Source organism: Larkinella terrae (genome assembly GCF_009668025.1).
Classification (GTDB): domain Bacteria; phylum Bacteroidota; class Bacteroidia; order Cytophagales; family Spirosomataceae; genus Larkinella; species Larkinella terrae.
The window spans coordinates 44159-56877 of record NZ_WJXZ01000004.1; the positions used below are offsets into that span (position 1 = coordinate 44159).

10 protein-coding genes are annotated in these 12719 nt (G+C 51.5%); 8 read left to right on the forward strand and 2 right to left on the reverse strand.

The annotated features are described in order from the left end of the window. Nucleotides 1–42: 42 nt before the first annotated feature. The 3 genes from GJJ30_RS07230 to GJJ30_RS07240 all read left to right on the forward strand — a co-directional run bounded on the left by GJJ30_RS07230 (nucleotide 43) and on the right by GJJ30_RS07240 (nucleotide 5744). Nucleotides 43–2877 carry an AsmA family protein gene (locus GJJ30_RS07230; protein ID WP_154174492.1) on the forward strand — a complete coding sequence of 945 codons (2835 nt, stop codon included), beginning with the start codon at nucleotides 43–45 and terminating at the stop codon, nucleotides 2875–2877. Next, complete coding sequence (locus tag GJJ30_RS07235) at nucleotides 2874–3947, forward strand: DUF4421 domain-containing protein (RefSeq protein ID WP_154174493.1); 1074 nt, start codon at nucleotides 2874–2876, stop codon at nucleotides 3945–3947. Before GJJ30_RS07230 ends, GJJ30_RS07235 begins: the two co-directional genes overlap by 4 nt. 132 nt (nucleotides 3948–4079) lie before the next feature. Continuing rightward, nucleotides 4080–5744, forward strand: a complete 1665-nt coding sequence (locus GJJ30_RS07240) for a sodium/sugar symporter (protein ID WP_154174494.1) — start codon at nucleotides 4080–4082, stop codon at nucleotides 5742–5744. Between the two features lie 89 nt (nucleotides 5745–5833). Here the strand turns inward: GJJ30_RS07240 and GJJ30_RS07245 are convergent, their stop codons facing one another. Then, nucleotides 5834–6574, reverse strand: coding sequence for a copper homeostasis protein CutC (locus tag GJJ30_RS07245; protein WP_154174495.1), 741 nt, complete (start codon nucleotides 6572–6574; stop codon nucleotides 5834–5836). Nucleotides 6575–6770: 196 nt separating this feature from the next. Here GJJ30_RS07245 and GJJ30_RS07250 point away from each other — a divergent pair, with 196 nt between their 5' ends. Next, on the forward strand, nucleotides 6771–6992 hold the full coding sequence (locus tag GJJ30_RS07250; RefSeq protein WP_009284883.1) for a DUF2795 domain-containing protein: 222 nt from the start codon (nucleotides 6771–6773) through the stop codon (nucleotides 6990–6992). Between the two features lie 80 nt (nucleotides 6993–7072). Here GJJ30_RS07250 and GJJ30_RS07255 read toward each other — a convergent pair whose 3' ends face one another. Further along, complete coding sequence (locus GJJ30_RS07255; RefSeq protein ID WP_154174496.1) at nucleotides 7073–7516, reverse strand: sterol desaturase family protein; 444 nt, start codon at nucleotides 7514–7516, stop codon at nucleotides 7073–7075. A 203-nt stretch (nucleotides 7517–7719) separates the two neighbouring features. Between GJJ30_RS07255 and GJJ30_RS07260 the strand changes: the two genes are divergently transcribed. The 4 genes from GJJ30_RS07260 to GJJ30_RS07275 all read left to right on the forward strand — a co-directional run bounded on the left by GJJ30_RS07260 (nucleotide 7720) and on the right by GJJ30_RS07275 (nucleotide 12709). Beyond that, nucleotides 7720–8364: an AlbA family DNA-binding domain-containing protein gene (locus GJJ30_RS07260; protein WP_154174497.1), complete on the forward strand. Its 645-nt coding sequence runs from the start codon at nucleotides 7720–7722 to the stop codon at nucleotides 8362–8364. 285 nt (nucleotides 8365–8649) lie between these two features. Continuing rightward, nucleotides 8650–10404, forward strand: coding sequence for a tetratricopeptide repeat protein (locus GJJ30_RS07265; RefSeq protein ID WP_154174498.1), 1755 nt, complete (start codon nucleotides 8650–8652; stop codon nucleotides 10402–10404). Beyond that, nucleotides 10397–11248: a lipoprotein insertase outer membrane protein LolB1 gene (gene lolB1 / locus GJJ30_RS07270; protein ID WP_154174499.1), complete on the forward strand. Its 852-nt coding sequence runs from the start codon at nucleotides 10397–10399 to the stop codon at nucleotides 11246–11248. Before GJJ30_RS07265 ends, lolB1 begins: the two co-directional genes overlap by 8 nt. A gap of 108 nt (nucleotides 11249–11356) precedes the next feature. Continuing rightward, entirely contained in the window at nucleotides 11357–12709 is a 1353-nt protein-coding gene (locus GJJ30_RS07275) for a murein hydrolase activator EnvC family protein (RefSeq protein WP_229313017.1), read from the forward strand. The last annotated feature ends 10 nt before the right edge of the window (nucleotides 12710–12719 follow it).

Consider the following 12719-nt stretch of genomic DNA (forward strand, 5'->3'; position numbering starts at 1 on the left):
GGCTATTTTGTCGGCCAACGAGTCTCAACGGTTTGTAAACGCATGGCGAGGTTTTCTCACTGGATCAAAATAGGCGCTGCCATGGCGGGCGTACTGCTGCTGGTGGGCCTGCTGCTTCCGCTTCTGCTGACAACCGTCTACAAGGAAAAAGTCATTCTGGCCGTTCGCGACGAATTTGCCACGCATTCCGAACAGCGGCTGGCCGATTTCAGCGTGGATTTTTCGTTACTCAGCCATTTTCCCAATCTCGCCATCCAACTCCACGATCTTTCGATACACGACAATAAAGGCGAAAAACCGCTCGAAATTGTCGGGATTGATCAGGCCAATCTGGTGCTGAGTATCGGTGATTTATTTCGGGAAAGCCGCACGGTTCGGGAAGTTGTGCTTCGTGGAATTCGTTACAACCAATGGGTAGATTCGACCGGGCAAAAAACCGGTTTTGCCTGGAAAACCGAACGCCCGTCGGATACCACACATACCCACTCGGTCGAAATTCCGGAAATCCGGATCGAAGACGCAACGGTGACAGTTGTCAACGGCTATAAGCATAATGCGTTTTCAATGACCATCCAGCAGGCTGATCTGCGCGGCCAACTCAACCACCCGACGCTGCAACTGGAAGGGAAACTCGATGGCCGAATCGAATACATCAAAAACCGCACGCTGACGATGTTTCGGTCTCAGCCTTTCACGGCCGACATCCATTACGCTTACAATCCATCGAACAAAACCGGTACGTTCACCCGGAGCCAGTTGCGGGTAAACGGCGCTCCGATCCGGCTGATGGGCAGCCACATGAAACTTCCCGGCAACGAAGGAACTTACGTGGACCTGGGTCTGATGGGTACGCAACCGGCGTATAAATTTCTGGCGGCCTTGCTGCCGGATTCGCTCAAACGCTACGCCGGGGATACGGCGTTGAAAGGGAATGTGGCTTTCCGGTTTCGCATGAAAGGGCGTAGCAATCCGACGGTTCGACCCCACAACGACATTCGGTTTCACCTGCAGGCTAAAAACTACCACTGGCCCAAAACTCCGGTGGTTTTTCAAACCGTGCAGCTGCGCGGCAACTGGAACAATGGGGCCGGTAATTCCCGCGAAACCACGAAGTTGACGCTCGAACAATTCCAGGTTCAAACCGGGAAGGATACGCTGGAGGTACGGGGAAACCTGATCAATTTGGTTTCGCCGGTCGTCGACGCGAAAATAAACGGAAACTTATCGCTCCTGCAGCTGGCACAATTCATGAACTGGCCCGGCGACTCACTTTATTCCGGCACGGCTTCGGTCGATCTCGCCGTTCGGAGCCCGTTGCTGTATTCGAACGTGGCGCGGCCTTCCGACGTTGAGCCTTTCTGGAGCGGAATGCTCGTCATCCGGAATGGCTGCCTTCATTTTCCCAAACCGTCAGGGCGCTGCACGGCGCTGAATGCCGACATTCATTTTTTGCCCGAAAACAACATGCTTCGGATTCAGGAAGTAGTCGGAAAACTGGAAGGGCGTTCGTTTAAGATTAATGGTGAAATAACCAATTTGCTGCGGTATGTCTTGAGCGGAAACCGGGCCACGCACCCAGTCCGAACCAAACTGGCCGCGCATTGGCAGGAACTGGATTTCTCGAAACCAATGCCGCCTGCTCCCCGAAAAACCGGTCCCGAAAAAGTACCGACTTCGACGGATAGTTTGCTGGCCGGACTGCTGTTCGGAACCGAATATTCGGCCAGTATTCAGATCGACCGCATCCGGCTGCCATCGCGCGAAGATTTGAGCGATATGTCGTTTGTGGTTCATAAAAAAGGCGAACAGGTCCAGGTGCCGCAATTGCTTTGCCGAACCACGCTGGGCGGAAAAATCGCCGGTTTGGGGCATTTTCAACTGAATGAAGACGGTATTCAGGAACCGTATGCGGCCCTGAGCCTGTCGTATGAACGGCTGGACCTGCAAAAAATGGTGGCTTTGCTGGCCGGATTGAACAGCATGCAGGCGGCTTATAAACGCCCGGCTTCGCATTCTAAGAAAGCCGCTATCAGTGATTACCGGTTTGATGTGGAAGTGAAAGCCCAAAAACTGGACTACCAAACGCTGAAAGGGGACGATTTTGGTTTAAAAACCATCATTAAAGACGAAACCGCGCAGCTGGAACGGCTGACGATGAATGTCTTTGGCGGACGTTTGGGCTCCCACGGCCTGATGCGGCTGGGTCGGCCGGAAGGGTTTCCGGTGACGCTCAACGTGACGCTTCAGAAAATCGATTTGTACCAGCTGTTCCGGGCGGCCGAGGAAATGAAAATCGACGTGCTGAAGAGTGACAACATTCGGGGAAATGTCGATTGCGCCATGACGCTGCGGACAGAATTGAACAACGATTTTCTGCCGGACATCAACAAAATAACCGCCTACACGAAAGCGTCGATCCGGCAGATGGAGCTGATCGAAGTGCAGCCGATTCAGCAGGCGCTGCGGTTTTTGCCGAAAGCCAAAACGAGTCATATTTACTTCGAAGACCTGGACGCCCGGTTTTTGCTGCACCAGAACCGGATTCTGATGCCGGATATGAATCTGACCAGCAACCTTTCGTATTTACACCTGAACGGCGATTATACACTGAACAAAAAAGCCGCTTTTCTGGTCGAAATCAGTCTGACGGATTTGCTCTTCGGTAACAACAAACGACGCATCCGGCAAATCCAGGAACCCGACTCGACCCGAACCTCCCGGGGGTTAAAAAACCACCTGTTGCTTCAGCGCGATCTCGGAAAATACCGTATGAAACTGTTTGGCCGTCGCGACTTTGAAGCTCAGAAACAAACCCTGCAGTCGGAATGGCATGCCGAATTGAATCGGCACCGCATTGACACTACTTTTGCCCAATGAAGCAAGGTGCGAAGTCTGGAAATGACCTCAACAATGTCCGAAAACCGGCGGTTTTCTGGCTTTGCTTTTCGTGCGGTTTTCTGCTGCTGAGCGGTCCGGAAACACGGGCCCAAACCCGTCGTAACCGTGAAATTGACACCGCGTACGTAAAGACTTTCCCCGGAAAACTGACCGGACGGACGTTCCTTTCCCAAAAGTATACCTCCTTTGTTCTGTCGACTCCGGCGCGCTCGTCGACGTCGCTGCGTTTTCGCCCCAATTCCTCGCTGGATCTGGGTGTCGGCGCAACTTTCAAAGCCTTTACGCTGAATCTGGGGTACGGGTTGTCGTTCCTGAACAATCCTGAAAAAGGCAAAACCCGGGATATTGACCTGCAAACGCATGTGTATCTGCGAAAGTGGGTGCTCGACGGCTTCGCCCAGTTTTACACCGGTTATTACCTGACCCCACGCGGAAACGGATTGGCTGATCCGACGCGGTATTACCACCGGCCCGATATTGGGGCCTATGTGGTCGGCGGCTCGATTCGGCGGATGTTCAATTTTCGGCGGTTTTCGTTCCGGGCCGCATTGGTTCAGAACGAGTGGCAGAAGAAATCGGCAGGAACGTGGCTGGCCGGTTTTCAACTGCATTACGGAATCATCCGGGGCGACAGCGCCCTTGTTCCCGGCTCGCTGCAAACCGATTTTCCCATAGAAGCGGTGCGCCGGATGCGGTTTTTAAAATTAGGCCCCGGCGCGGGTTATGCCTACACGTTTGTGTATCGGGAACATTTTTTTGCCACCGGTTCGCTGACGGCCAATTTGAGCGCGACGTTCAGTAAGGAAATCTTTCAGCCCGGCCAGTTGACCTACGGAAATGTACGTCCCGACCTGCTTTTTCGGGCCGTTGCTGGTTACAACAGCGATAAATGGTGCCTGACGCTGAGTTGGATCAACGGCTCGCTGTCGGTTCAGAGTCCTTTTTATCGTTACGTCATTCACACCGGTAATTACCGGTTCACCGTCGCCCGGCGGTTTCAGACCAGCCGTCGCCTGCAGAAACTCGTTCCGGAAACGATCAAAATCTGATTTATCCGGCGGTTTTTATTCCAAACAATAATCCAACGGGGCAGAATATTGGGCCGAAAATGTTCTCTAAATTATTATCTTTCGAGCCGTAATAATCCTACGCTCATTTCTTTCCTGTTATAAGTAGCCATTATGCAAAAATTACAAACGCTCGACTACGCTGTTTTCTTTATTTATTTCATCATCGTAGCGTCTTACGGCTACTGGATTTACCAACGAAAGAAGACGAAAGAAACCTCTTCCACTGATTTTTTTCTCGCCGAGGGTTCCCTAACCTGGTGGGCCATCGGATCGTCCCTAATTGCGTCCAACATTTCGGCTGAACAGTTCATTGGCGCTTCCGGCGACGGTTTTGCGATGGGGCTGGCCATCGCGACGTACGAGTGGATGGCAGCCGCAACACTCATTGTTGTGGCCGTATTTTTTATGCCCATTTACCTCAAAAACCGGATTTTCACCATGCCCCAGTTTTTGACCAAGCGGTATAACAATACCGTAGCGATGATCATGGCCATTTTCTGGCTTTTTCTCTACATCCTGGTCAATCTGACGTCGATTCTGTTTCTGGGCGCGCTGGCGGTTTCAACCATTTCGGGGCTAAACTTTACGTTATGCATGTTTGGGCTGGCGGTTTTTGCGGTTATTATTACGCTGGGCGGCATGAAGGTAATTGGCTATACGGACGTAATTCAGGTGTTTTTTCTGATTCTGGGCGGGCTTGCCACGACCTATCTGGCGATTAATCTGGTGTCGTCGGAAAATGGCACAACCGGCATTCTCAATGGTTTCAATCACATGCTGGCCAAGTCGGAAGACCACTTTCACATGATCTTCCCGAAAGGCCATCCGCATTATGCTTCGCTGCCCGGTCTGACGGTCCTGATTGGCGGTATGTGGATCGTAAACCTGAATTATTGGGGTTGTAATCAGTACATTACGCAACGGGCCTTGGGGGCCGATTTGAAAACCGCCCGTGAGGGAATTCTTTTTGCGGCCTTTCTCAAGTTGCTCATGCCCATTATTGTGGTGCTGCCCGGTATTGCCGCCTATACGTTATACCAGCAAGGGCTGTTTCAGCAGGAAATGCTGGACGCGACGGGAGAAGTCAATAAAGACCACGCCTATCCGGTTTTGCTGAACCTGTTGCCGGCCGGTCTGAAAGGACTTTCGTTTGCCGCGCTGACGGCTGCGGTCGTGGCGTCCCTGGCGGGAAAAGCCAACTCAATTTCAACGATCTTTACGCTCGATATTTTCAAGAAATACATTTCGCCGAACGCCAGCGAACAGAAGCTGGTGCGGGTGGGCCGGATCGCCATCTGGGTATCGATGCTGATGGCCATTTTCATTTCGCCGTTCATGGGAATCGACAAAAAAGGCGGTTTTCAGTTTATCCAGGAAATGACCGGTTTGGTTTCGCCGGGCGTTTTTGCCGCCTTTATCATGGGCTTCTTCTGGAAAAAAACCAACTCGTCCGGTGCTTTATTCGCGATTGTGGGCGGATTTCTGTTATCCCTGTTTTTCAAATACATGCTGCCCGGTATGGTTAATCTGGAATTTCTGGCGCCGGTTGGTTTCGCCGTACCGAATCCGGATGGCATCTACACGATTCCATTTCTGGACACCATGGGCTTTGTATTCCTGATCTGTGTAGCGGTAATGATCGTTCTCGGCCTGCAAAAGCCAAGTGACAAAGGGCTTGAAATCGACAGCACCATGTTCAAAACGTCGTCGAACTTCGCCATCGGAGCCGTCATCGTTCTGGCGATTATCACGTTCTTGTACGCGTACTTCTGGTAAAAGAGAGAAATTGTTTCGCGGAGTTGAGCGGAGAAAAAGGGAGTTAAGCAGAGAAAATATAGCCTCCGCTTAACTCCCTTTTTCTCCGCTCAACTCCGCGAAACAGCCACGTTTTTGATCACTTCTTTCACGATCTCGCTGCTCGTACTCAACCACTCGTATTCGCTCATCGCCACCGAAGCCATCGGGACGTCGGGGTTGCGGTATTCCATTCCGCTGTTCATCACCTTTTTTCCGGTTAAATGGAGCGCATGAACGCCCGCTGCGGCCAGTCGGGCGGCATTGGCGGGCGTGACTCCCGCTCCGGCCATGATCTCGATTCGATCACCGGCCTGTTCGGCCAATTTCTTCAGAAGCGGGATTCCGGCTTCGGCGCTGGCCTTTTGTCCCGAGGTCAGAATGCGTTTGGCTCCCGTCCGAATCACGGCTTCCAGCGCTTCCAGCGGGTCGCGCGTCAGGTCGAAAGCCCGGTGGAAGGTCACAGGCAGCGGATGCGCTAGTTGAACCAAATCAGCGGTTTTTTCTTCATCCACTGTTCCGTTGGCTTTCAGCAACCCCAGCACCACGCCGTCGGCACCGGTTTTTTTAGCGGTTTCAATATCCCGGCGCATGACGGCCAGCTCGGTTTCATTGTACAGGAAATCACCACCACGGGGCCGAATCATGACGTAAAGGTCAATCGTTAGCTGCTCGCGCGCCAGTTCGATCAGGCCAAGGCTGGGCGTGGTTCCGCCCTCCCCCGCCCCACCGCACAATTCGATCCGGGCAGCTCCGCTGGCCTGGGCAATTAGGCAGGATTCAAGTGAAAAGGCGCAGATTTCAATTTTCATTGATTAGTAGGTCGTTAGAAATAAGAAAAGTTTGGGAAAGAATACAAACATTTCTAGCCACGAATCCGTTAAATGGCCTAAATAGCCTGTCAAACGTTTCTGAAAGAATTTTCGGGGAAATGTATAGGATATTCATATTTTTTTACTTTTGCACAATTTTACGACAATCAGTCGTCATATTTTAGCAGAAACGCTTATGTATTGGACACTCGAATTGGCATCCTATCTGGAAGATGCCCCCTGGCCGGCTACCAAAGATGAGTTGATCGATTATTCGATCCGCTCTGGCGCTCCATTAGAAGTAGTCGAAAACCTGCAGGAGTTGGAGGACGACGGTCAGCCCTACGAGAGTATCGAGGAAATATGGCCTGATTACCCAACTAAGGACGATTTCTTCTTCAACGAAGACGAATACTAGCCGGTTGACACCCTGGAATTGACCCAAAAAGGTACAGCCCCATGGTTGTGCCTTTTTGGGTTTTAACTATTTCTGGCTCACTATTTTTTCCGGTATTTCTTCGGAGCGTACAAAAAACCGAAGGCTTCGGCTCCCTGGCGTTTGTGCACCTTGTGGTGGATGTAGTGCGCCCGAATGATGCGTTGCAGGTACGGATGGCGGGTATTAAACCGGATTTTGATGCGCCGGTGTACAATCACATCGTGAAAGATAAAATAAAAAATACCGTATAGCGTCACGCCAATACCGATGGGCGCCAGAAACCAGAGCGGCTCGACTTCACTCCCGACTACCACCATTCCGACGGCCACCAGACTGAATACCACGCTGAACCAGTCATTCCGCTCCAGAAAACCGGCGTGATGATTGTGGTGCGAATGGTGCCAGCGCCACATAAAACCGTGCATGATGTACTTGTGGGTCCACCAGGCTACTCCCTCCATTCCGACGAATGTGACCAGTGCAATGACAACGTTTACGACCATTTTTTCGTTATCCAATCAAAACCAACTAAAAGGTAAAACCACTAACTAGATTAACTGGTTAATACTGAGAACCACTGACGAAATTAGTGCATTTTCCGGTAAAATAGTTGTGTAAACCTTTGGTTCGTATTGCTTAAAACGGTTATATTTAAAAGCAAGGGAGGGCTGGCAACCTTTCTGATACCTACACAGCCGACACACGGATGGACTACAGGGCGCTCAAGGAACTGGTTAGACAGGGTGAGGGAACGCATCTCGAATTCAAATTAAAGTCCAATCACCCCGAACGGATTATTCGTGAAATTGTGGCATTTGCCAACACGGAAGGCGGCAAGCTGCTGATCGGCATTGGCGACGACAAAAGCATTCAGGGCCTCAAACACGTTGACGAAGATGAGTACCTGCTGGAACGGGCCATCGAACGGTATTGCTCGCCCGCCATTGACTACACGATGGAGCGCGTGCTCCTGTCCAACGAGCGGGAGGTGCTGGTCATTACCGTTCCGGAAAGTGAACGAAAACCGCATTACGTCGACGATCCGCTCAACGACAGCCGACGCGTCTATATTCGCGTCGACGACAAAGCCGTACAGGCCAGCAAGGAAGTTCGCGAGATCCTGAAAGGCGAAACCGCCGAACGATCCATTCGCTTTACATACGGTGACAAAGAGCAGACGCTGATGCAGCATCTGGATCGAAACCAGAGCATTACTGTCGATCTGTTTGCCAACATTGCGAACATTCCACGGAAAATGGCCTCCCGCACGCTGGTTTTGCTGGTACTCGCCAATGTGCTGGAAATCCACCCGAATGAGATCGTGGACCGGTTTACAACGCGAATGGGATGAATGGATAAAATATCGAATACTGAATAGCGAATATTGAAGTTGAAACAGCTATTTCGACATTCGTTATTCACTATTCGGTGTTCGATATTAAAACGTTATCATAGACAACCTTCCTGCCGATCATCCTGTCTTTACCGGGTGACTAATCCAATGTTTTCCACTAACTTTGTATATTGTGACAGGCGGCACCCGGTTGTTGCAATAGAGAATGTGCCTAACACGTTTGAACTGAGAGGCCCGGCAGGGAATTCTCGATCGTTCAATTTATACTAAGAATCGCGACAGATGCACAATCTGGTAAAATCCAATTGGCGGAAATGGCTGGTTGCCGGTATCGGTTGCCTGATGGTGTGCGCGATCACACCCGCTGAGGCACAGCGTAAAAACAGGGATAAGGAAGTAAAGCCGAAAGAAGGCGCCCGGGGCGTTGAGGAATCCCTGTTTACGGAAGGAATGAAGTTCATGATGATGGACGAACCTTCGAAAGCCGTAGCGCAATTTCAGAAAGTTATTCAGCTTTATCCCGAAAATCCGGCGGCTCAGTATGCGACGGCCACGGCGCTGATGAAGCTGAACAAGCCCGACGAGGCCCTGCCGTTTGCCCAGAAAGCCGTTCAACTCGACAAGGGCGTCAACAAGTATTACGTGCTGCAACTGGCTGAATTACTGGTGAAACAAAAACGGTATTCCGACGCCGAAAATCTCTACGAAGAGCTGATCAAAAAAAGCCCCGACAACATCGAATACGGCGTTGAACTGGCGGCTATTTACCTGTTCGATGATAAACCGGATAAAGCCCTCGACATGTACGACAAAGTGGAGAAGGCGACCGGCATGAACGAAGAAATTGTCCGGCAGAAACAGCGGATTTATTTAAAGCAGAACAAGGTTGAAAAAGCCATTCAGGAAGCCGAAAAACTGGTGGCTTCCGAACCGGGCGAAACCGATTATTTGCTGGAAGGTGCCGAACTGCTGATCGCCAACGAACGCAACGACCAGGCGGTTGACTGGCTTCAGCGGGCGTTGAAAGTCAATTCGGATTTGCCGCAGGCGCACGTCATGCTGGCCGATTTGTACCGCAAACAGGGCAACCTGGAAAAGTGCAGCCAGGAACTGGATAAGGTATTCTCAAATCCCAATCTGGAAGCCGACATCAAAGCGCGAATTTTGATGAGCTACGTCAAAATGGTTGGCAACGACGAGAAAGCGAAACAAAGCGCGGTAAAGCTCGCCAAAGAGCTTGCCACTGCTCATCCGAAAGACGCCCGCTCGCAGGCCATGTATGCGGATTTGCTGGCGCAGGATGGCAAAAAAGCCGAAGCACGCAACTATTACGTCAAAGCCGCCCACCTGGACAAAGCCACCTACGAAGTCTGGGGCGCGATTCTGCAACTTGACAGCGAACTCAATCAGGTCGACAGCATGCTGGTTCATTCCGAACAGGCGCTCGAATTGTTCCCGAATCAGGGTGTGATCTGGGCGTTTAACGGTTCCGCCAATTACTTTAAAAAACGGTATAAGGAAGCGATTGAAGCCTACGAAGAAACCCGGCGGTTATCGCCCACCAACACCGAACTGATGAAGAGCGTGAATGCGCAACTCGGCGACGTTTACAACGGCATGGGCGATCATCAGAAATCCGACGAAGCTTACGAGCAGGTGTTGAAAGAAGATCCCGACAACGACCACGTTCTGAACAATTACAGCTACTTTTTGTCTTTACGGAAAGAAAAACTACCGCTGGCGCTGCAAATGTCGGAGCGTCTGGTGGAGAAAAATCAGAATAATGCCACGTACCTGGATACCTACGCCTGGGTTTTGTACGTCATGAAAGATTATGCCAAGGCCCGCACGTACCTTGAAAAAGCGATGCAGGCCGACAAAAACGTGAGCGGTACGATTATCGAACACTACGGCGACGTGTTGTATCAGCTTGGCGAGCACGAAAAGGCGGTTGAGCAGTGGAAAAAAGCAAAACTCAAAGGAGAAACGACCGATCGGTTGGACAAGAAAATCGCAACCGGAAAAATTTATGAGTAAATCCCTTATTGGACTTTTGTGCGTCATCATGCTGATCACAGCAGACGGATGCCGTCGGCGGAGATTGTTCCGCAACGCCCCGCCTTCGCCCCCAGCAGATACGGTTTCAGCGTCACCCAAAATCCGCACCGATACTATTGCCACCGCTCCGCCCCCGGTTTTGCCTTCCATCGACCCCAATGCCAACGTTGATCAGGTTGATTTTGCCTATCTGACCGCTAAGTCGAAGGTTTCCTTTAAAAGTAAGGATCAGGACATCAACAATGCGAACGTAAACCTGCGGATCGATAAAGACAGCCTGATCTGGCTGTCGGTTTCGGGCGTAGGCGTTGAAGTGGCGCGGGCGCTGATTACAAAAGATTCCGTGGTGATTATGGACCGCATTCACCGCGAGTATTCGGTGTTTGATTACGCTTCCTTAAGTCAGCGGTTTAATTTTAACCTGGATTTTGGACTGATTCAGTCGCTTTTGGTCGGTAACCTGCCATTGCCCAAAGAACCCGCCCAACGGGTTAAAAATGAAAAGGATTTTTTGCTTCTGCGGCAACGCGAAGGCAAGGTGTTAGTGGATAATTACATTGGCGAACAAAACCGGAAACTGAAAAAGCTGCTGGTGGTTGAGCAGCCGACGAAAAATTCGCTGACGCTGGATTATGAGGATTTTACGGTGTTGAATAATTTCCTGTTTCCATACACCAGTCTGGTAACTGTCGATTACAAATCGAAAAACGACGGGCAACCTTATCAGACCGTCTTACGAATTCGACACAACAAAGTAGAGCTTACCGATAAAAATCCGGGTTTCCCGTTCAGCATTCCGCCAAAATTCCAGCGGAGACCGTAACTATCCCGGTATTGCAAGATGCTTATGACGTACAGAGTGGTTCGGGCTACCGATTGGAAGACTGTTATCCTTACGCTTACCCTATGCTGGCTGGCTGCTGGAAGCATTATGGCTCAGCAGCGAAGCCGTCAGCAGCTGGAAAAAGAGAAGAAACAGAATATCGAGAAAGTATCGCAGATTCGGACGATTCTGAAAAAAACCTCTTCGCAGAAACAGGCCACCCTGGGGCAGCTCAAAGCGCTGAATCAGGAAATTGCGGCCCAGTCCAAACAGATTAACCTGCTCACGGAAGACGTCAAACTGATGACATCCGAAATCCGGGAGCTGCGTCAGTCGTCGACTCAGTTGCAGAACAATCTGGAAAAACTCAAAAAAGAATACGGAGAAATGATTTATGCCGCCGACAAACGGCGTCAACAGGTCAATCCGCTCGGTTTTCTGTTTTCCGCCGAAAGTTTCAATCAACTGGTGGCGCGGTACAAATACCTCCAGCAGTATTCCGAAGCCCGCAAGGGGCAGGTGCGGCAGATGGAGAAAGTGCGGGAGCAAATGCTGGTGAAACAGCAGGATGTTGAGCGCAAAAAGAAACAGCAGCAGGGAACGCTGGCCGTGCAGGTGAACGAATCGAAACGCCTGGAAGGTCTCAAGGATGAGAAAAACCGCATGGCGACGGAACTGAGCGAAAAAGAACAAGACCTTCGCACCGAACTGACCGAAAGCCGGAAGGCGGTCAGTCGGCTGGAATCGGCCATTACGGAAATGATTCGCCGGGAAATTCGCGAGCGGGAAGAACGCGAACGTCTGGCTCGTCTGGCACGGTTAAAGGCAGAACGTGAACGGATTGCCCGCGAGAAGGCCGCAGCGGCAGCCGCAGCCAAAGCCGAACGGGCCGCAGCCGCCGAATCGGAAGCGAACAAACCGGAAGCTGCCGAACCCAAAACCGCTGAGCCCAAAGCCGCCGAACCGGCTTCGGAGGCCGCTGAACGAACCGCCCGTAAGCCCGACGAACGCCGGAATAACCTGCTGAATGACGAAGAAGCCGCCCTGGCGTCCTCGTTTGCATCGTCGAAAAACCGCTTGCCCTGGCCCGTTACGCGCGGGTTTATTTCGGATCATTACGGCGTTAAACCGCACCCGGTTTTGAAAGGCGTCATGCAGGATAACCCCGGAATCGATATTCAGACCACGCCCGGGGAAGTGGTGCGGGCGGTTTACGATGGCGTCGTGCAGTATACGACCTTCGTGACCGGTATGCACAACATCGTTGCCATTCAACACGGTGATTATTACACGGTCTACGCCAAACTGAAGAGTGTTTCGGTGCAGGTTGGGCAGCGCGTCAAGGCCCGCGAAGTGATTGGCGTGGTTGCCACCGACAAAGACGGCGTCGCGGAAGTCCAGTTTCAGGTCTGGAAAAGCACCAACCGGATGAACCCCGAATCCTGGCTGATCGACCGTTAGTGGTTTGGTT